We start from the raw sequence: 19,626 nt of genomic DNA, 5'->3' as shown, positions 1-19,626 counted from the left end.
ACGCTTTTCTCCCATGACGACCGAAATCCCCCTCGACGCCCCCCGCAGCCACACCACCACGCTCGCCGCCACCCCCAAGGGCGCCGCGATCTGTCGGCGGATCGCCAGACGTCAACTCACCTCCTGGGGGCTGAATTCGACGCACACCGAGCCGTACTACTCGGCTCTCCTGATCGTCGCGGAGCTCGCCGCGAACGCGATCTCGCACGGACGCGTTCCGGGGCGCGGGTTCGAGCTGCACCTCGCGCTCACCACCACGGTGCGCCGGGGCACCACCCTCCGCATCGAGATCTCCGACCCCAGGGGCGACCGGCTCCCCGTCCTCCCCACCGTCCACGCGCCGAACGCCCAGTCCGGGCGTGGCCTGACCCTCATCGACGCCCTCTGCCACCGCTGGGGGACCATTCCCCGGCACCCCAACGCGAAGACCGTCTGGGCCGAGCTGGACCTCGTCGACAGTGCGGGATAGCGACGAAGGGAGTGGGAAGTCGGCCCGGCCGACTTCCCACTCCCATTCGTAGCGGAACAAGCCGCTCAGGTCACCCGGACCGGGCGGACCTCGACGAGGTCGCCCGGGGCGGCGGGCATGCGGCGGGCCCAGGCGACGGCTTCCGCCTCGTCGGCCACGTCGATGACCCAGATGCCGCCGAGGTGTTCGTGCCCCTCGCGGTAGGGGCCGTCGGAGACCGGCGTGCCGGCGGCGCCCCCCGGCACCACCAGGCGCGCGCTGCAGCTGCGTTGCAGCCCGCCGCCGTAGCGGACGGCGACCCCCGCCTCGTGCATCGCGCGGCCGAATCTCGCGTGGGCGGCGTCGAGGGCGGCCTCCTCCGCCTCGCTCAGCCCGTTCCAGACCCGCTCGTCGCCGTGAATGAGCAGGGTGTATTCCATGAGCCTCAGTTCTCCGTTCCCACCGGCCGGTTGGTCCGTGGCGGGCCGTCGCAGCGACGGACCTCCACCCGGCCCGATTCGCTGTGCGGCAGTTTCGCCGCCCAGCCGAGCGCCTCCTGTTCGGAGGGCACGTCGATCACCCAGAGGCCGCCGACCTCCAGGACGCCTTCCGCGGCCCGGGCCTCGCCCTCGGCGGCGGCCGGCCGGGCCAGCCGCGCGCCGTAGACGATCCGCACGCCGGCTTCGGCGAGTTCGCGCCCGAAGGCGCGGTTGGCGGTGAACCGCGCCTCGCGTTCCTCCGGTGTCATCCGGTCCCAGTCGGTCTCCTGGCCGTACACCAGCAGTGCGTACTCCATGTCCCCTCCCGACGCCGTCACCCGAACCGAGAACTACATCTGCCGGCTGGCGAGCCGGGCGAACAGTCCGTCCCGGTCGGCCAGGAGTTCCTCGTAGCGGCCCTGCTGCACGACCCGGCCCTGGTCCATGACGATGATCCGGTCGGCCTCGGCGACGGTCGACAGCCGGTGGGCGATGACGACGCGGGTCGCGTTGAGGCGGCGGGTGGACTCGGTGACCAGGCGCTGGGTCGGGTTGTCGAGCGCGCTGGTGGCCTCGTCGAAGAAGACGATGCGGGGCCGGGAGACCAGCGCGCGGGCGATCATCAGGCGCTGCCGCTGGCCGCCGCTGAGCGTGCTGGTGCCCTCGGAGAGCACGGTGTTCATGCCCATCGGCAGGGCGGCGATGTCCTTGTCGATGCCGGCCATCTCCGCCGCCGCCCAGGCGTCGTCGAGGGTGTGGTTGGTGGAGCCGACGATGTTGGCCTTGATGTCGCCGGCCAGCAGCGCGCCGTGCTGGAGTACCACGCCGCACTGGCGGCGCACCGCGGAGACCTCCAGCTCTCCCAGGTCCTGGCCGTCGTAGAGGACGGTCCCGCTCTCCGGCCGTTCGAAGCCGAGCAGTAGTCGCAGCACGGTGGACTTGCCGCTGCCGGACGGGCCGACGATGGCGACGAACTCGCCGGGTTCGATGGCGAGGGTGACGTCCTGCAGGGCGGGCGGGCCGTCCTGGCCGTAGCGGAAGGTGACGTGGCTGAGGCCGAGGCGGCCGGAGAGGTCGCCCGGGTCGGCCTTGCTGTCGTCGACCTCGGGCTTCTCCTCCAGGATCGGCCGCAGGCGCTCCAGCATCGGGACGACGCCCATCGCGGTGACGGCGGCGGAGGTGAACTGCAGGCTGGAGGCGATCAGCAGGTTGAAGGCGGTGAAGAACGACAGGAACACCGGGATCGGCACGCTGCCGTCCAGCGGTCCGGCGATCACGCCGAAGACGATGACCGAACAGACGAGCGGGAAGCCCGCGTTGAGGGTGGTGACGGCGTTCTGCACCCGGCGCGAGGAGGCGGCGAGGCCGCGGCCCTTGCCGAACTCGGCGGCCCACACCCCGAACACCCGGTCCTCGGCCGCGGTGACGCGCAACTTGGGAATGGCGGTGAGCAGTTGGAAGACCCGGGCGGACATGGCCTGCTCGTGCGCGTACAGGCGGCGCTGCCAGCGCACCTCGAACCGGCCGGCGACCAGCGCGAAGCCCCCGCCGACCAGGACCAGGACGGTGGCCAGCGCGGCCAGCCGCAGGTCGTAGAAGAACACCAGCACCAGGTTGGCGAGTCCGGTGAGCAGCCCGAGGGTCGCCGTGGTCATCATCCCGGAGAGGGTCTCCTGGGCGGCGCTGACGCCGAGCACGGTGGTGCCGAGTTCGCCGGTGGAGTAGTCGGCGAAGAAGGGCGCGGGCAGCGACAGCAGCCTGGTCCAGACGCCGACCTGCATCGCCGCCGTCGACCGGCTCTCGATCCGCAGCACCGCGATGTTCTGCACGATGGACAGCGCGGCCACCGCCATCGCGGAGCCGATCACCACCAGGGCGCCCTCGGTGATCAGGTTGCGGTCCGCGTGCGCGACGAAGGTGCCGAGCACCTGGCCGGTCATCACCGGGACGAGCAGGCCGATCACCGCGACCAGGGCGGCCATGCCGGTGAACATCCACAGGTCGCGCCGGTTGTTGCGCAGGCCGAACCTGAGCAGCCCGCCGACGGTCCGTACGGTCGCGGGCAGCGGCCGGTACAGCACGGTGGCCTTGTTCTGCAGTTCGGCGGCGACCTTCGGGGTCAGCGGGGTGACCTTGCCGCCCTCGGCGAGGACGTAGCCGCCGCCGGAGCCGTCGCCGATCGGCAGCAGGGCGACGGGGGCGCCGGCCTTGCGGTAGCCGATCATCGGGCCGAGGTCCTGGCGCCACCAGCGGCCGTCCAGCCGGACGGAGCGGGTGCGCACGCCGGAGGCGAGGGCGATCGCCTGCAGCCGGTCGAGCCGGCGGTCGTGCCCGTTGCCGGTCACCGGGGCGGTGATGCTGAAGCCCTCGTGCCCGGCGACGAGCCGGGCGGCGGCCAGGGTGGGTTCGTCGCCGGTGGCGTCGCCGATCCGCAGCCGGGAGGCGGTGTCGCGCAGGATGGTCTCGAAGCCGCGCGCGGAGTCGGCGAGGGTGCCGGCGTCGCGTTCCCGGCGGGCGGTGATCAGGGCGGTCTCGCCGTCGCGGCGGCTCTCGATGCGCCGGTCGACGGCGTCCAGGAGCCGCCCGCAGTGCGCGGTGAGGCGCTCCCAGAGCCCGCCCTCGTCGAGCAGGTCGCGCGGGGAGCGGGCCCGGACGCTGGCCGCGCCGGTGGCGACCAGCCAGTCCTTCTCGGTGAGGCAGAGTTCGGCGCCCTCGGCGAGTTCGCCCGCCGCGACGCCCGGCGCCTCGACGGTGCCCTCCTCGATCCGCACCCACTGCAGGCCGTCGACCGAGCGCAGTGCCTGGCCGCGCTTGAGGGCGGTCGGCCCGGCCGGGTCGAGCGGGGTGAACTCGCGCGGCGGCAGGGTGTCGCGCAGCGCGCCGGCCAGCGCGGTGAGGCCGCGGGCCAGTCCGGCCAGGAACTGGTCGGCGGCGAGCTGCTGTTCGCCCTCGGGCAGGGCCCGCACGGCGGCGCCGGCCGCGGTGCCGCACTCCCGGCCGCGGGCGGAGAGGCCCTCGACCCAGGAGGTGGCGAGGAAGGAGAGTTCGGCGCCGAGAACCGGTCGGGCGACGATGCCGCGGCGCGCCCCGGCGGCCGCACCGGGCACCAGGGTGCCCGCCTCGATCCGGCACAGGAAGTGCCAGCGCCCCTGCGGCGCACCGGAGTCGAGACGGACGGCGAACAGGTCGACGGCGCCGGAACGGACCAGCAGCATCCGTTCGGGGTCGTCCAGCACCAGGTAGCGGTCGGCCAGCGGTTCGACCGGTTCGGCCGCGTCGGTGAAGAACGGCGTGAAGACTTCCGGAGCCACGGTCACAGTTCGTCCTCCTCTTCGCGGCGCGCCGACTCGATGAGCGCGGTGTAGTGCCCGCCGAGCGCCAACAGCTCGTCGTGGGTGCCGCGTTCGACGATCTCGCCCTCCTGGAGCACGATGATCTCGTCGGCGTCGCGGACGGTGGAGAGCCGGTGCGCGATGATCAGGCAGGCGCAGCCGCGGCGGCGCAGGTTGTCCATGATCACCCGCTCGGTCTCCGGGTCGAGCGCGCTGGTGGCTTCGTCCAGCACCAGCAGGGTCGGCTCGGTGGCCAGCGCGCGGGCCAGTTCGAGGCGTTGGCGCTGGCCGCCGCTGAAGTTGCGCCCGCCCTCCAGGACGGCGCTGTGGATGCCGCCGGGCCTGGTCATCACGGTGTCGAAGACGGCGGCGTCGTGCAGCGCGGCGGTGACGGCCTCGTCGGGGACGTCGTCGTTCCACAGCGTGAGGTTGTCGCGGACGGTGCCCTCGAACAGCGAGATGTCCTGGTCGACGTAGGCCAGCGAGGCGGCCAGCACGGTGCGGGAGATCTCCTCGCGGGGCCGCCCGTCCAGCAGGATCCGGCCCGACCAGGGGGTGTAGAGGCCGGTCAGTAGCCGGCCGAGGGTGGACTTGCCGCTGCCGGAGCCGCCGACGACGGCGATCCGGCGGCCGGGGACGACGGTCAGGCTGAGGTCCTTGATGATCGGCTCGCTGAGCGGGCTGTAGCCGAAGCGGACGTTCTCGAACTCCAGGGTGCCGTCCAGCTTGGGCCCGGCCGGCGGCTCGGGCCGGGCGAAGGCGGCGGCCACCGGGTAGCGCTCGACGTCGTAGAGCCGCTTGATGTCCGCGGTGACGTCCTGCAGCCGGCCGCCCAGGTTGGTGAGCTGGGTGACGGGTCGGCTGAGCGAGGCCAGCAGGGTCTGGAAGGAGACCAGGATGCCGACGCTCATCGCGCCGTCCACCACCCGCTGCCCGCCGACCAGCAGGATCAGCCCGCTGTTGAGCGCGGCCAGCATCGGCGGCACCACGGTGAGCACGGCGCTGGGGATGCCCAGCTTCTGCTTGGCGGTGACCACCTTGGCGAGGAAGCCCGCCCAGCGGCTGAACGCGTCCGGCTCGGCGCCGGTGGCCTTGACCGTCTCGATCAGCGAGAGCGTGGTGAAGGTGGTCGCGGTGAGGTTGCCGCGGTCGGTGCGCAGCGCGGCGACGGCGTCGGTGCGGGACCGGGCGACGGCCTGCAGCACGACGATGTTGAGCAGCGCCATGCCGACGCCGACCACCCCGAGCAGGACGTCGTAGCGGATCAGGACGGCCGCGTAGAACAGCACCAGCCCGAGGTTGATGACGGTCAGCGCGAGGTCGCGGGAGAGGATCTCGGCGACCACGTCGTTGCCGGACACCCGCTTGGCGACCTCGGCGGGGCGGCGCTGCAGGAAGAAGTCGACCGGCAGCCGCAGCAGGTGCCGGAAGAACCGGGCGGAGCTGACCAGCCCCATCCGGATCTCGATCCGCAGCAGGTAGTGCCGTTGGACGCTGGTCAGCACGAAGACGACCACGGCGGTCGCGGTCATGGCGGCCAGCAGCGGCAGGAGGTAGCCGCTCCCGCTGCCGGCCAGCACCCGGTCGATGAACACCCGGGTGTACGCGGGGATCGCGATGCCGGGCAGCACCAGCAGCAGGCTGGCGAGCAGCACCAGCGGCATGGCGCGCCCGGTGGGCAGCCGGCGTTCCAGCAGGGCGCGGGCGATGCCGCCCTTGTCGCCGCCGGGCCGGAAGTCCGGGCCCTTCTCGAAGGAGAGCACGATGCCGGTGAAGCCGGAGTCGAACTCGTCCCACTCCATCAGGCGCGGGCCGCTGGCCGGGTCGTTGACGGCGACGACGGTGCGCCCGTACCGGGTGCGGACGCCCTCGACGACCATGAAGTGCTGGAAGGCCCAGAAGACGATGACCGGGCCGTCGAGGTCGCGGAGGTTCTCGGCCTCGGTCTGGTAGCCGCGGGCCTTGAGCCCGTACGTGCGGGCGGCGTTGAGCAGGGTGGAGGCGCGGGCGCCGTCGCGGGAGACGCCGCAGACGCCGCGCAGGTCCTCCAGCGGCACCCAGCGGCCGTGGTAGGCGAGGATCATGGCGAGGCTGGCGGCACCGCACTCGACCGACTCCATCTGCAGGACGGTCGGGACGGCGTGCCGCCAGCGCCGCGGCGCGGCCGCCCGGGTGGGGCGGCCGCGGCGCTTCTTCTTCCCGGGCCCGGGCTGCGGGCCGGCGGCGGTCCGGGTGGCCTCGGGGATCGTGGCGGTCATCGGAGCCCCCTCAGCGGCCGAGGATCAGGTTGAACGGGGTCTGCTTGCCGACGTTGATCGTCGCGGTGACGGCGACCTGGGTGCCCAGCGGGTTCGGCGGGCCGCTCTGCGAGGTCCAGGAGTAGCCGCTGGGGGTGCTGGGGTCGGGTTTGAGCTCGACCACCACCAGCCGGGGCGCGTCCTTGCCGAGGTAGCGCTGGGCGGCGAGGTCCCCGCCGACCAGGCCGGAGACGGCCTCCTTGGTGAGCGCGTACGGGCTGACCGAGCTGACGGTGCCGCGCAGCAGGCCGAAGGCGCCGGCCGGGGTGGTGGAGACGTTGAGGTCCACCTGGTCGCCCGGCTCCAGGCCGACGGTGTGGGCGGCGGGCACGAAGACCATGGCGACCATGCCCTCCTGCGGGTCCTCGATCCGCTCGACCGAGACCACCGGGGAGCCGGGGGCGACGACCTGGCCGTCGGTGACGGACAGGCCGACCACCCGGCCGCCGAACGGGCTGGTGATCTCCCGGCTGCGGCCCTCGGCGTCCTCGACCCGGGCCACCGACTGGCCCTGCTTGACCTGGTCGGAGGGCTTGGCGAGGACGGTGCGGACCATTCCGCCGTACGGGCTCTGGACCATCGCGGTGCCGTGCGGGCGGGTCAGCAGGCCGGGGGCGTCGACGGTGATCGGGATGGTCCCGGCGAAGGTCCACAGCAGCGCGGCGGCCATGGTGATCATCACGACGAACAGGGCGATCCAGCCGCGCGGTGCGGCGAGCAGGGTGGGCGAGTCGAGCTCGTCCGGTTCGCGCATCCGCTGCAGCGCCTTGAAACGGAACTTCATCTTCTCGCTTCTCTCCGTGGCACGCCGACGTCCTGGCGCAGCGTGGGGGGCCGGCTGCCGATCACGAGCTCACCGACGGTGCCCTCGGTGAAGTAGTCGAGGCCGCTGGCCGCGGCGAAGTCGGCGGCGTCGCCGCCACCGAGGCCGCAGACCGCGAGGTCCATCGCCGTGCCGACCAGGTAGAGGGTCTGGTACAGCGCGCCGACGTGCTTGAGGATCAGCGGGTAGGCGACGGTCTCGTACTTCCACATCACCCGGCCGAAGCGCGCCGTGACCAGCAGCACGACCTGCGGGTCGGTCTTCATCAGGCTGGACTCGCGCGCACTGGCGACCAGTTGGGCGGTGGCCGGGCTCGGCTCGCTGACCAGCTCCAGCTCGTGCCGGTCGGTCGCGTAGTGCCACAGGCCGGGCTCCAGGCCGGCGCAGGAGGTGACCAGCGGGTACAGCTCCAGCTCGTGCACCGCGCCGCCGCTCGGGTACGGCCGGTCGGCGAGTTCCTGGCCGTCGCCGCCGGTGAAGGTCTGCCGTCGGCGGGCGCTGCGGTAGAGCAGCTCGCCGAGCTGCTCCAGGGTGATCGGCGCCTGCTCGTCGTGGTCGCGCACCGAGCGGCGCTGTTCCAGCACCTCGGTGAACGGCCGGTCGGCGCGGGCGAGTTCGTCCAGGTCCGGGACGGGCAGGGCGACCTTCGGGCCGGGGAACGGCGCGGGCGAGGCGGGCTCCGGGGCGAACCGGTCGCCGAACCGGTAGGTGCCCCCGTACCCGGCGACGGTGGTGGGCCGGCGGGTGCGGGAGTGGAAGGCGAGGTCGGCGGCCTGCCACTGGGCGAAGCGCTGCTCCTCGGCCTCCGGCTCGGCGCCGGGGGAGCCGTACGCCAGCAGGCCGGCCGCGGCGAACAGCCGCAGGGTCTGCCGGACGGCGTCCAGCGGCAGTCCGCCGGGCAGCTGGGCGAGGGCGGCGGGGCTGGTCCAGCCGGCCAGCGCGGCCAGCAGCCCGGCCGCCCGGGCGGTCAGCTGGACGGCCAGCGGACTGCCGGGGGCGCGGACCAGCAGGGCACCGTCCTCGGCCGAGGCGGAGGCGAAGCGGGACAGCTTCACCCGCCCCGTCGGGTCCGGGGTCGGCCCGGGCTCGGCGGCGCCCCGGCCGACCGGCCGCAGCCGGGCGAGCGGCTCGTCGGCGGTGCCGGTGACCAGGTGGACGGAGTGCTCCAGCAGCCCGGTGGTGCCGAGCCGGCGGCGGGTCAGCTGCCAGCGCAGCAGCCCGGCGTCGCCGTCCCGGGCGGCGACCAGGGCGGCCAGTTCCTCCTCGGTGTGCTCCCCGGCGGCCAGTGCGGCGACGGCCTCCAGGGCGCCGGGCGCCAGGTCGTTCAGGTTCAGCGCGCCGACGGGTGCGGTCAGCCGGACGGCGCGCGGGCCGAGCGGCGCGAACGCGCCGTCCGGGCGCAGCCGCAGCCGGCGGACCGTACGGGCGGTCGCGGGCAGGCCGGGCGTGTCCGCAGCGGTGGCCGCAGCGGCGGCGGGACCGGCGGCGCGGTCGGTGGTCAGAGCGGTGGTCAGAGCGGTGGTCAGAGCGGTGGTCATGGTGTCAGCACCCGGCCGTTCCTAGAAGAAGACGTTCTTCGGGTTGAGCTGCTCCTCGGTGTGCGGCGCGGCGAGCCGGCCCTGGCGGACCGGGACGTCGTAGAGCCGGCCGGGAGCGAGGCGGCGCCAGAAGTGGCGCATGCCGGGGGCGATCACCTTGACCACGCTGAGGTCGAGGTCGGGGCGGCTCTGGTCGAGCACGATCACCTCGACGCCCACCTTGGCGGCGCGCTCGACGCAGTCCCGGACGTGGCCGGCCAGGTCGTCACCGACGAGCGGGGTGAAGTCGGCGAGGGTGCTGGCGGCCTGCGCGCGGTCCGGCAGCAGCCAGGGCTCGCTCGCCACGGTCGCGGTCCTGCACCACTCCAGGGTCTCCAGGTCGTCGGTGCGGTAGAGGGTGTTGCCCTCCTCGTCCCGGCGGTCGACGAACGGAAGGAACTGGTTGACCTCGGTGAGCGCGCGGATCGCGGCGATCCGCGGGTCGGGGTGGGCGCCGAAGCCGACCATGATGTCCTCGACCGCGTGCTTGCGCCGGGAGACGGCGGCGAACACCGGCACGCCGAGGTCGGAGGTGATGTCCAGGACCCACAGCTCGCGGTCCACCGAGGCGTAGAAGGCGCGCATGGTGTCCACGTACGGGTCGTTCAGCGAGTCGAGGTCGAACTCGGGCTGGCTGAGCCGGTTGTACCACCACAGGGCGACGGCGTCGCGCTCGACGACCTCGCAGAAGCCCTGCAGGATCGCCTCCTCCAGGGTGTTGCCGCTGGCGCAGCCGTTGGAGTCGCCGACGCAGTAGAAGTGCTGCTGCAGGTCGGGGTGGCCGTACCAGGCGTAGCCGGAGGGGATGAGCCGCTCGGCGTCGTGGGTGAGCGACCAGGCGCGGGTCCAGTCCAGTTCGACGTCGGTCGGGAACGGGTCGGGCACCAGGTGCAGCCGGTGGTTGGGGTCGGCGTTCCACGCGGCGCGGCCCGCGAACTGGGCCTCGGAGAACTGCAGCAGGGCGTCCATGTGGACGGCGACCGCCGGGTCGAGGTCGCGGTAGGCGGCGCGCACCACCGGCTCCTCGCCGCGCCAGACCGCCGAGTAGCGCTCGATGGCCTCGCAGATCGCGCTGACCTTGGCCTGGATCTCGGACCGGCCCTTGCCGCCGCTCTGGCCGCGCATGTTGCGGCGCAGCAGGTCCATGTTGTCGTTGACCATGGCGAAGTTGTGGCCGGCGGTGAAGCTGTAGGTGATGCCGTTGCCGGTCTCCTCGTGCGCGCCGAGGCGGGTGATCGCGCCCAGGTGCGGGCTGATGTGGTGCTTCAGCCGGTCGTAGGTGACCTGCGGGGCCTGCACCCGGTAGCCGCCGTCGGTGGTGTGCCGGGCGGGGCTGGGCTGCAGGACGACCTTGGGGCTGCGCTCGGTGAGCAGCGACGGGTCCCCGCAGCTCGGGCACTGCGGCTGGCGGACCAGGGTGTGCTCGGTGGTCTGCAGGGTGGTGAGGTCGAGGCTGACCATGGTGCCGGCCAGCGCGGAGCAGCAGGCGTCGGCCAGGGTGCGGGCGGTCTCGGCGGCCAGCAGCTGGGCGGCCGTCGCCGGGCCGGCCGGGATCGCGGCGCGCAGCGGGTGGAACGGCACGCGCTCGCCGCGCTTGCCGGCCAGGTAGCGCTCGACCTGGCGGTTGCCGCTGACGCGCTGGGCCAGGCAGGTCCAGCAGCCGGTCTCGCCGGGGCGCAGCAGCGGGCCGAGCCAGGGGGCGGTGCCGGTGGGCTTGGCGAGCATCCAGGCGCGGCCGTCGGCGAGGCGGGCGGTGTTCAGCCGCTCCAGCACCGGGTGCAGGTAGTCGTCGGTGAGCGCGATGACCAGGGTGTCGGGGCCGGCGGTGACGGCCTCGTCCTCGGTGGCCGGGCGGGCCCGCAGGCCGGTCGCGGTGAGCGCGTCGACCAGGGTCGCGGCGGTGGTGTCGCCGAGGGCGAGCACCAGCAGTTCGGTGGCCCGGGCGGACTCCAGCGCCACGGCCGGGTCGACGCCCTGGGCGTCCCAGTAGGCGAGCACGTGGTCCGGCAGGTCGGGCCGGCCCTCGGCGAGGTGCCCGGCCGCCTCGTAGCGGCGCAGCGCGGTGAGCGCCTGGCCGAGCGGCACCGTGCCGCCCAGTTCCTGGAGGATCTCGGCGACGGTGCGCCGTCCGTCCAGGTAGGGCAGGAGGCGCACCGCGGCGGCCCCCGGGACGAGGTAGTCCTGTCCCTCTCCGAGCAGGAAGACCTTGTCGTCCACCGTCTCGGTGAGGAAATGGGCCTTGAGCCGCGGTCGCTCCATAAGTCATCCCCCTGTGTTCACAAGTGCGTTGCTGATATTGAACATGCCGTCAAAACGGCTGTACATACTGCAAATTCGAGCGGCCGGTCGATATACGCATCGCCTGGAATTACGTATTCCGCGGCGCCGGTACGTAGCGCGGTACGTATTCGTCCGGCGCGTTGACAGCCCGGTGGGGGAGGGGGTACTGGTGGGTCCGCGCGAGCGTACCGACGGGGGGTTGCGTTGCCTACAGGAGTTCTGCTGCACCGTGAACAGGAGCTGGCCGAGTTGGCCCGGGCGGTGGCTGGCGCGGGTGCCGGGCGGCCCGCGGTGGTGCTGGTCAGGGGCGTGCGGGGGATCGGCAAGAGTGCGCTGCTGCGGGCCGCGCTGGCCCGGATGCCGGGCGAGGCGGTGGTGCTGCGGGCCCGATGTCACGACGACGAGCGGGACTTTCCGTACGGGGTGGTGCGCCAGCTGTTCGACCCCATCATGCGCATGTCAAGCAATCCCGCGCAAGGCCCGGAATTCCCCGGCGGGGAATTCCTCGCGGAGGCGCTCCCGGAGCGTACGGAAAACTCCGGGAACGGCCGCGAACGGGTCCTCCACAGCCTTTTCCACGCCGCCCGGTCGCTGACCTCCCGGACGCCCGTCGTGATGGCCGTGGACGACCTCCACCTGGCCGACGAGGAGTCCCGGCACTGGTTCTCCTACCTCGCCCGCCGGCTCGACGGCCTGCCGGTCGCCCTGCTCGCCACCACCGCCGACGAGGCTGAGGACCCGCTGGCCGCCGAACTCGGCGCGCTCGGCCACGCCCGTACCGTCACCCCCGGACCGCTCTGCGACAGCTGCGTCGCCGAGCGGGTCGCCGAGGAGTTCGAGGCCCCGGTCGACCCGGAACTGGCCGCCGTCTGCCACAACCTCTCCCGCGGCAACCCGCTGGTGCTGGAGGAGCTCACCGCCCGGCTGGTCGCCGCCCGGATCTCGCCCGGCTCGCCCGACCTCGACACCGTCCGCCGGATCGGCGCCGGCACCCTCGCCGACACCACCCTCAGCTGGCTGCGGCAGCGCCACCCCCGGGCCGCCGAACTGCTCACCGGCCTCGCCGTCCTCGGCGCCGACGCCGACCTCGCCACCGCCGCCCTGCTGGCCGGCCAGGGCGAACTGCTCGCCGACGAGGCCCGCGAGGCGCTGCGCCGCACCGACCTGATCGAACCAGGCCCGCCCGAGACCTTCCGGCACGAGCTGGTCCGCACCGCCGTCCTGGCCCGCACCGACCCGCGGATCCTGGTCGCCCTGCACGAGCGGGCCGCCGCCCTGCTGGTCCGGCTCGGCGCCCCGGCCGGACGCACCGCCGAACACCTGATGTCCTCCGGCACCACCGGCCTCGACTGGGCCGTCCCGGTGCTGCGCACCGCCGCCCGGGAGGCCGCCGCCGACGGCCACTGGGACGACGCCGCCCGCTACCTCCAGCGCGCCCTCGCCGACACCACCGACCCGGAGACGGTCCGCTCGCTCACCGGACAGCTCGGCGCCGTCGAACTCCACCGGGACGTCTCCGCCGCCGCCCGCTGCGCCGCCGGCCTGGCCGCCGTCGCCGACCCGGTCGAACGGGCCCGGCTGCTGCGGCCCTTCACCGGCCCGGTGCTGGCCCTCGGCTCCTCCGGCGCGGCGACCGTCCCCTTCGGCGAGGCCGCCCACGCCCTCGCCGCCACCGCCGCGCCACCCGGCGACCTCCTGCTGCCGCTCGCCGCCCAGACCCTGCTGACCGGCCGGCGCACCGCGCTGCGACCGGCTCTCGCCGCGCTGCGCGCCGATGCCACCGCCCCCTGCGCCCCCGCCCTGCTCGGCGCCCTGGCCGCGACGGCCGCCGCCGGCGGGCTGCCCCGTACGGCCGTACGGCTGGCGGCCCGCAGCGTGCGCGGGGTCTCGCCCGCCGAGGCCGGCGTCGAGGTGCTCGGCGCGGCGATGGCCTACGCCTGGACCGGACGGCTGGACGAGGCGGCCGCCTGGGCCGGCCGCGCGGTGCGCTCCGCCCAGCGCTGGAACCACCGCGGCGAACTGGCGCTCGCGCTGCTCGCCCGCTCCGACATCGCCCACCGCCAGGGCCGGCTGGACGCCGCCCTGGCCGACGCCGAACACGCCGCCGAGCTGGCCTGCCGGGTCCGGGCCGAGGAACTCGCCGGCGCGGCCCGGGCCCTGGTCGTCCGCGCCCGGCTGCGCCGCGGCCTGCCGGTGGACGGCACCGGCCTCGCCGAGGTCGACCTGCCCGCCGAGGCCCACCCGCTGCTGCGCGCCGTGGTCCTGGAGGCCCGCGGCCTGCTCGCCGCCCACCGCGGCGACCACCAGCAGGCGCTGCGCCTCTTCCTGGAGTGCGGCCACCAGCTCGCCGCCCGGGGGATCGCCAACCCGGCCTGCGTGCCCTGGCGTTCGCACGCCGCCCAGACGTACCAGGCGCTCGGGGAACCCGCCGCGGCCCGGACCATCGCCGCCGACCCGCTGCCCGGCGGCGACGCCCGCCCCCGCCCCACCGAGGACCGCGGCCCTGCCATCGGCACCCGGGACGCCGGCCCGGTCCGGCTCACCCCGAGCGAACGCCGGGTCACCGAACTGGTCCTGCAGGGGCTGAGCAACCTGGAGGTCGCCGAGCGGCTCTGCCTCAGCAAGCGCACCGTCGACACCCACCTGGGCCGGATCTACCGCAAGCTGGCGATCAAGGGGCGGCCCGAACTGGCCTCGGCCGTCAAGGCGTTGTGACCGGCCGGGGACCGCACCGGAGACCGCGCCGGAGACCGGCCGAGGACCGCACCGGAGACCGGCCGAGGACCGCGCCGGAGACGGCGGAAGGACCCGGTCCCCTCGGCCGGGCCCTTCCGTCAGCCTCCGCCGCCCGCCGGCGCCGCGACGACGCCGAACTCGGCGCCCCACGGGTCGCGCAGCACCGGCGGCTCCTCGCGGGCCGGCCGCACCAGCCGCGCGCCCAGCTCCACCGCCCGGCGCACGGTCCGCGCCGGGTCGAGCGCGCCGAGGTGGGGCAGCCACTGGGGGCGGCCCTGGTCGCTCTCGACCACCCGGGCCTGCCCGACCCCGCCCAGTTCGAACTCCCCGTCGGGGGTGAGCCGGTAGCCGAAGACCGCACCGTAGAAGGACTCGGCGGTGGCGGCGTGCGGCACCCGCAGCTCGTGGCCGCTGATCGTGCCCGCCTCGTCGGCCAGCACCACGCCCTCGGCGCGGCTGCCCTCCCAGAAACCGACCGCGGCGCCCGAGGGGTCGACGGCGAGGAACAGCCGCCCGTTCGCCCCGACCGGCACCGGGGGCATCACCACCCGGCCGCCGTTGCGTCCGACCTGCGCGCAGCTGTGGTCCGCGTCCTTGGTGGCCAGGTAGATGTTCCACACCGCGCCGGGCGGCATCCCGGCCGGCGCGGCGCCGAAGCCGCCGATGATCTCCCCGCCCAGCACCGCCAGTTGGTAGTCGGGCGACTCGGCGACGAACTCCCAGCCGAACAGCGCCGCGTAGAACTCCCGGCTGCCGTTCAGATCGGGAGTGATGCAGTCAGCCCAGCACGGTGCGCCGATGGCATAGCGGGTACGTCGAGGCACGACTCGTCCTTCTCCTTGGTCATCGCGTGATCGATCAGGCCCGCCGCCTCCTCCGCCCCGCCCGCACCGGGGAGGTGCAGGCAGTGGGTCGGCGCCCGGGCGAGCAGACCGGCCGATCCGGCCGGCCAGGTCTGGGTCGTGAACTCCCATGGTGCCAGCCGGACTTCCTCGTCCGCACTGCGACACATCCGGATCAGCGCCGGGGGCGCCAGCCGGGCCCGTACCGGGACGACCGGGCCCAGGCACTCCGGGCGCACCAGCAGCACCTCGCCGCCGATCGGCGAGGCGACCGTGCGCCACATCCCCTCCGGAAGCCCGGCCCGCCGCAGCCGGGCCGCGGCCGCCCCGCGCGCCTCCAGCGGAGCGAGGTAGGGCAGCACGTGGCCGCTGCGGCGGTCCAGCACCAGCAGCCGGCCGGAGACGAACTCCCAGGAGCGCTGGGCCAGCGCGGCGGCCACGTTCGCCTGCTCCGAGTACGGCCCGCCGAGCAGGGCGACGGTGGCCCCGCCCCGGGCCAGCACCACGGCCGGGACCAGGCAGAACCGGTCCTGCAGCGCGGCGAACGGCGGTACGGCCGGCGGCACGTTGCCCCAGCCCCGGAACGGCCGCCGCAGCAACGGCGTGCCGTCGCTGCGGCGGACCAGGAAATCGCCCGGGTCGCCCTTTCCGGCGGCTCCGGAGAATTCCACCCGCAGCTGGTCCGGGTCCTGGGAAATCCCTGTGAGGTGCGGACCGAAATGGAACGAGATCTCGTCGCGGTCGGCCCGCACGAGTCCGACCTCGATGCCGAAGAAGGTCAGCACAATCGGCTCGATAACCGGCACTGTCGCTCCTGACAGGTTTGTTGCACATTCAATTTGCTAGCGCGCCCCGAGCGTGCCACCACGGCGCCCGGAGCGCGGCCTGACCAGGTCTCCGATCCCGCCCCGACCGCGCCCCGGCCCCGCCCCGGCCGCGGCCGGCGACACCCCGGGGGTGCCACGGCGGTCGGGCGGCGGCGCGGCACGGAACGGATCCGCCGGCCGGCCGCCGCGACCGGGGGCCCGTCACCGTCCGGCCTGGCTGCCCGTCGGCCGGTGGTCGGTGAGGAGACGTCATGTGGGCGTCGTGTCGGCGGCTTTGCCGCTCACTCCCAGCGCCAGTCGCCCGGGGTGTTGATGGCGGGCACGTCGGGGAGCGGGGCGGTGTGGATCGTGTCGGCGAGGTGGGCCAGCGCGGTGGACACGGAGGCGCCGGCGCTCCGGCCGGCAGCCGGCCCGTGGCCGGTCGCCGCCTGCGCGGACCCGGCGAGGACGCCGCAGACCAGGGCGATCGCGGCGGCGGCGGTACACGCGAACGTGCGCGAAGAAAGCATGGAATCCCCCAGGACGAACACGGTTTCGGAAGCGTTGGCCGGGCATTCACGCAGCCGCGTCGGTCGACCGCCGGTGAGGGCGGTCCGCGGTCATCGGCGGGCCCGGCCGGGGAGCTCGCCGCTCCCCGACGACCGAAAGTCTGCTGCACGCCGCGGGGTACCGGAAGGTGTTCGGGGCGGCAGGAAGATCGCCCTGGCACGATGGTGCCATTGCCGTTCCATTACCCTTCCCGCGTCGAATGCCCCGCGGACCGGAAAGCGGGGGCGCCGACGGTTGTCCCGGTCGGTCCGCCCTGGCATGATCAGGCGGCAACTTGCCCGGTCGACGTCGCCGGTCGGGGGGACGGACTGCGGGGGTGGTGCGCCGATGACGGACGGGATCGACGACGCCGCACAGGCGGTCTACCGGTTGATGCTGACCGATCACCACCTGGATGCCAAGGGCCTCGCCGCCAAGCTCGGCTTCACCGAGAGCAGGGTTCGAGCCGCTCTCGACCAGCTCGCCGACCTCCGCCTGCTCCGGCCCTCCGAGGAACTCCCGGGCGAGCTCCCCGGTGGCCTGCGGCCGGTCGACCCCAGGGTCGGCCTGCCGGCCCTGCTGCGCCACTACGAGTCCGTGCAGCAGCGCGCCCAGCAGGAGTTCGAGCGGCGTCAGGCGGCGATCACCAACCTGCTCGCCGAGTACCGGGACGAGTCGGCCCCGGAGGACAGCCAGCTGGAGCGGCTGATCGGGCTCGCCACCGTCCAGGCCCGGCTGGACGAGCTGGTCCGCTCGGTCTGCGCCGAACTGCTCACCTTCAACCCCGGCGGCGCCCAGTCCGCGGCCTCGCTCCAGGCGAGCCGCCCGGGCAACGAGGAACTGCTCGCCCGCGGCGTCGCGATGCGCACGGTCTACCTGGACAGCGTCCGCAAGGACCGGGCCACCGTCCGGCACGCCGAGTGGCTGACCGGGCTCGGCTGCGAGGTCCGGACGGTGCCCGCCCTGCCGCTGCGGATGATGGTCATCGACCGGCGGGTGGCCCTCGTCCCGATCGACCCGGCCAACACCCGCAAGGGCGCGGTGCAGATCTCCTCGCCCGGCGTGATCACCGCCCTGCTCTCGCTGTTCGAGCAGACCTGGGCCGACGCCACCCCCTTCGGCGCCCCGCGCGAACGCGACGAACAGGGCCTGACCCGCCAGGAACAGGAACTGCTCCGCCTGCTCGGCCAGGGCTACACCGACGAGGCCGCCGGCAAGCACCTCGGCCTCTCCCTGCGCACCGTCCGCCGCATGATGGCCGACCTCATGGACCGCCTCGGCGCCCGCAGCCGCTTCGAAGCCGGCCTCCTCGCCGGCCGCCGCGGCTGGCTCTGACCCGCCCCGGCCCGCCCCGCCCCCGCCCGCCCCCCGCGGCTCGGCAGTGGCGTAAGTCACGCCGGAATCGGGCGGTTTCAGGTGTTCTGCCCGGTGGTTTCCCGGTTGTCGGCGGCGCTGCCGGGTGACCGGAGGTCGGTGACCGTGTCGGGCCAAAATATGATCGGAAGCCACGATCGTCGGTTGATGCTGACGGTCGTATGTGCAACCTGGGGAACGGTTCGGGCCGTCTCTCTGTGTGCGGTGCGCCAGATCGTCCGGGGCGTCGCTTCCGTCGGTGAAAGGTACGCGCATGTCAGGTCGGAGGGGCGAGAGCCCGGCGCGGGGTGTGGACGTGCCCAGCGGGGAAGACGCCACGGGCTCCGTACCAGGGCCGCGCGGCGGCGGACGGGCGGAAGCCCGCCGTGCCGCGGCCGCCCAGGGCAAGGGCGGCCGCGGTGGCGGCAGAGCCGACTCCGGCGGCGGCCGGGCGGCGGCGCGCAAGAACGCCAAGCCGAAGAAGAACGTCAAGAAGATCGTCGCCTGGTCGGCGGCCGGTGTGCTGGTCCTGATCGCCGGCGCGGGCGGCGCGATCTACTTCAAGCTGAACGCCAACATCAAGTCCTTCGACGCCGACGCGATAGCCGGCGACCGCCCGCCCGAGGCGAAGGCCGACGCGGACGGCAACAAGCCGGTCAACGTGCTGCTGATCGGTTCGGACAGCCGCGGCAAGAACAACGCCGACCTCGGCGGCGGCGAGGACGGCGGCGCCCGCTCGGACACCACGATCCTGCTGCACGTGTACGCCGACCACAAGCACGCCGTGGGCATCTCGATACCGCGCAACGCGATGGTCCAGCTGCCGTCCTGCAAGCTCCCCAACGGCAAGTGGACCAAGGGCGGCAACAACGACCTCTTCAACGCCGCCTTCTCGGTCGGAGGCAGCGACGACGGCAATCCGGCCTGCACCCAGAACACGGTGGAGAAGCTCACCGGCATCCGGGTCGACCACACCATCGTGGTCGACTTCAACGGCTTCGCGGCGATGACCAAGGCCGTCAACGGCGTGGACATCTGCCTGCCGCAGCCGATCTACGAGGGGGACATCAACCCCAACCTGCACAAGAAGGGCGCGCTCGTCCTGCCGCAGGGCAAGCAGACCGTGGACGGCCAGAAGGCGCTCGACTACGTGCGCCTGCGGCACGGGATCGGCGACGGCTCCGACATCGGCCGGATGAAGCGCCAGCAGGCCTTCATGAGCTCGCTCATCAGCAAGATCAAGAAGGACGGGCTGAGCCCGACCAACCTGCTGCCGCTGGCCGACGCGGCCACCAAGTCGCTGACCGTCGACCCCGGGCTGAACTCCGCGGACAAGCTGCTCTCCTTCGGCCTGTCGATGAAGAACATCGACATGCACGACCTCAAGTTCGTGACGGCGCCCTGGCGTTACCGCACCCAGGACTCCAACATCGACCTCATCCAGCCGGACGCCAACCAGCTCTGGGAGACCCTCAAGGCCGACCGGACCATCGACGGCCAGAACGCCACCGGCCAGCAGCCGGACGCGCCCAGCGTCGCCGCCAGCGCGGCCGCGCAGCCGCCGGCGCCCACCACCCCGGCCGCGCCGGCCGGGGACGCCTCCAACGCCGCGATCAAGGTGTCGGTCTACAACGGGACCCTCGTCAACGGCCTGGCCGGCAAGGGCACCGACCAGCTGAAGGCCGCCAAGTTCAGCGCCACCACGGCGGGCCAGGCGGCGAGCACCAAGTACAAGACCACCACGATCGAGTACGGCACCGGGCAGAAGGCCAACGCCGAGAAGATCGCCGCGCTGTTCCCGGGCGCCGAGCTGGCCTCCGGCAGCTCGCGGGGCATCTCGGTGATCGTCGGCCAGGACTTCGCCGCGACCGTCGGCGCGGGCTCGCCCAGCGGGACCGCCGGGGCCACCCCGGGCGGGCCGGCCGCCCCGCAGCCGCTGCCCACCACCGTCACCAACGACGCCCGCTCGGCGGACGACGACATCTGCGCGAACACCACGTACGGCAGCGGCGGCTGACCGCCGCCACCGGACGGCGGGGACGACCCCCGGGCCGGCGTCCTCCGGGGCGCGGCGGCCCGGGGGTCGTGCCATGGTGGCGGTAGC

14 protein-coding genes are annotated in these 19,626 nt (G+C 73.9%); 4 read left to right on the top strand and 10 right to left on the bottom strand.

Annotation, left to right across the window (positions count from 1 at the left end):
- The first annotated feature begins 13 nt into the window (after window positions 1-13).
- On the top strand, window positions 14-469 hold the full coding sequence (locus ACZ6Y7_RS00300) for an ATP-binding protein (RefSeq protein ID WP_465755638.1): 456 nt from the start codon (window positions 14-16) through the stop codon (window positions 467-469).
- 65 nt (window positions 470-534) lie between these two features.
- Here the strand turns inward: ACZ6Y7_RS00300 and ACZ6Y7_RS00295 are convergent, their stop codons facing one another.
- The 7 genes from ACZ6Y7_RS00295 to ACZ6Y7_RS00265 are packed head-to-tail and all read right to left on the bottom strand — an operon-like array spanning window position 535 to window position 11,215.
- Window positions 535-888, bottom strand: a complete 354-nt coding sequence (locus ACZ6Y7_RS00295; protein WP_465755637.1) for a YciI family protein — start codon at window positions 886-888, stop codon at window positions 535-537.
- A 5-nt stretch (window positions 889-893) separates the two neighbouring features.
- Complete coding sequence (locus ACZ6Y7_RS00290; protein ID WP_402223952.1) at window positions 894-1,244, bottom strand: YciI family protein; 351 nt, start codon at window positions 1,242-1,244, stop codon at window positions 894-896.
- 33 nt (window positions 1,245-1,277) lie between these two features.
- A complete protein-coding gene (locus ACZ6Y7_RS00285) occupies window positions 1,278-4,244 on the bottom strand; it encodes an NHLP bacteriocin export ABC transporter permease/ATPase subunit (protein WP_465755636.1) in 2,967 nt (988 codons plus the stop codon).
- The gene (locus tag ACZ6Y7_RS00280; protein WP_465755635.1) at window positions 4,241-6,517 is read right to left on the bottom strand and encodes an NHLP family bacteriocin export ABC transporter peptidase/permease/ATPase subunit; all 2,277 of its coding nucleotides are present in this window, start codon (window positions 6,515-6,517) and stop codon (window positions 4,241-4,243) included. Before ACZ6Y7_RS00280 ends, ACZ6Y7_RS00285 begins: the two co-directional genes overlap by 4 nt.
- Window positions 6,518-6,527: 10 nt before the next feature.
- The gene (locus ACZ6Y7_RS00275; protein ID WP_465755634.1) at window positions 6,528-7,340 is read right to left on the bottom strand and encodes a biotin/lipoyl-containing protein; all 813 of its coding nucleotides are present in this window, start codon (window positions 7,338-7,340) and stop codon (window positions 6,528-6,530) included.
- Window positions 7,337-8,917 carry a SagB family peptide dehydrogenase gene (locus ACZ6Y7_RS00270; protein WP_465755633.1) on the bottom strand — a complete coding sequence of 527 codons (1,581 nt, stop codon included), beginning with the start codon at window positions 8,915-8,917 and terminating at the stop codon, window positions 7,337-7,339. The genes ACZ6Y7_RS00275 and ACZ6Y7_RS00270 overlap by 4 nt, the downstream gene beginning before the upstream one ends.
- 21 nt (window positions 8,918-8,938) lie before the next feature.
- Window positions 8,939-11,215 (bottom strand): TOMM precursor leader peptide-binding protein, encoded by a 2,277-nt coding sequence (locus tag ACZ6Y7_RS00265; RefSeq protein WP_465755632.1) that lies wholly within the window; start codon window positions 11,213-11,215, stop codon window positions 8,939-8,941.
- Between the two features lie 225 nt (window positions 11,216-11,440).
- Between ACZ6Y7_RS00265 and ACZ6Y7_RS00260 the strand changes: the two genes are divergently transcribed.
- Window positions 11,441-13,951 carry a helix-turn-helix transcriptional regulator gene (locus tag ACZ6Y7_RS00260; protein WP_465755631.1) on the top strand — a complete coding sequence of 837 codons (2,511 nt, stop codon included), beginning with the start codon at window positions 11,441-11,443 and terminating at the stop codon, window positions 13,949-13,951.
- A 119-nt stretch (window positions 13,952-14,070) separates the two neighbouring features.
- Here ACZ6Y7_RS00260 and ACZ6Y7_RS00255 read toward each other — a convergent pair whose 3' ends face one another.
- From ACZ6Y7_RS00255 to ACZ6Y7_RS00245, 3 genes are all read right to left on the bottom strand, one after another.
- Complete coding sequence (locus ACZ6Y7_RS00255; RefSeq protein WP_465755630.1) at window positions 14,071-14,796, bottom strand: VOC family protein; 726 nt, start codon at window positions 14,794-14,796, stop codon at window positions 14,071-14,073.
- Window positions 14,730-15,599: a hypothetical protein gene (locus ACZ6Y7_RS00250; RefSeq protein ID WP_465755629.1), complete on the bottom strand. Its 870-nt coding sequence runs from the start codon at window positions 15,597-15,599 to the stop codon at window positions 14,730-14,732. Before ACZ6Y7_RS00250 ends, ACZ6Y7_RS00255 begins: the two co-directional genes overlap by 67 nt.
- A gap of 323 nt (window positions 15,600-15,922) precedes the next feature.
- Window positions 15,923-16,150 carry a hypothetical protein gene (locus ACZ6Y7_RS00245; RefSeq protein ID WP_465755628.1) on the bottom strand — a complete coding sequence of 76 codons (228 nt, stop codon included), beginning with the start codon at window positions 16,148-16,150 and terminating at the stop codon, window positions 15,923-15,925.
- Window positions 16,151-16,517: 367 nt separating this feature from the next.
- Between ACZ6Y7_RS00245 and ACZ6Y7_RS00240 the strand changes: the two genes are divergently transcribed.
- Together ACZ6Y7_RS00240 and ACZ6Y7_RS00235 are read left to right on the top strand one after the other, a co-directional pair.
- Complete coding sequence (locus tag ACZ6Y7_RS00240) at window positions 16,518-17,504, top strand: LuxR C-terminal-related transcriptional regulator (RefSeq protein ID WP_465755627.1); 987 nt, start codon at window positions 16,518-16,520, stop codon at window positions 17,502-17,504.
- A gap of 334 nt (window positions 17,505-17,838) precedes the next feature.
- A complete protein-coding gene (locus ACZ6Y7_RS00235; protein WP_465755626.1) occupies window positions 17,839-19,539 on the top strand; it encodes an LCP family protein in 1,701 nt (566 codons plus the stop codon).
- The last annotated feature ends 87 nt before the right edge of the window (window positions 19,540-19,626 follow it).

The organism is Kitasatospora sp. NPDC053308 (genome assembly GCF_055585785.1).
The sequence above is the reverse complement of the archived record's forward strand: the minus strand, read 5'-3'. Positions and strand labels throughout refer to the sequence as shown.

Bases quoted from the DNA above. Each gene is read 5' to 3' on its own strand.
- ACZ6Y7_RS00270 (WP_465755633.1), bottom strand. From the start codon at position 8,917: ATGACCACCGCTCTGACCACCGCTCTGACCACCGCTCTGACCACCGAC.
- ACZ6Y7_RS00300 (WP_465755638.1), top strand. From the start codon at position 14: ATGACGACCGAAATCCCCCTCGACGCCCCCCGCAGCCACACCACCACG.
- ACZ6Y7_RS00245 (WP_465755628.1), bottom strand. From the start codon at position 16,150: ATGCTTTCTTCGCGCACGTTCGCGTGTACCGCCGCCGCCGCGATCGCC.
- ACZ6Y7_RS00290 (WP_402223952.1), bottom strand. From the start codon at position 1,244: ATGGAGTACGCACTGCTGGTGTACGGCCAGGAGACCGACTGGGACCGG.
- ACZ6Y7_RS00295 (WP_465755637.1), bottom strand. From the start codon at position 888: ATGGAATACACCCTGCTCATTCACGGCGACGAGCGGGTCTGGAACGGG.
- ACZ6Y7_RS00265 (WP_465755632.1), bottom strand. From the start codon at position 11,215: ATGGAGCGACCGCGGCTCAAGGCCCATTTCCTCACCGAGACGGTGGAC.
- ACZ6Y7_RS00275 (WP_465755634.1), bottom strand. From the start codon at position 7,340: ATGAAGTTCCGTTTCAAGGCGCTGCAGCGGATGCGCGAACCGGACGAG.
- ACZ6Y7_RS00280 (WP_465755635.1), bottom strand. From the start codon at position 6,517: ATGACCGCCACGATCCCCGAGGCCACCCGGACCGCCGCCGGCCCGCAG.
- ACZ6Y7_RS00240 (WP_465755627.1), top strand. From the start codon at position 16,518: ATGACGGACGGGATCGACGACGCCGCACAGGCGGTCTACCGGTTGATG.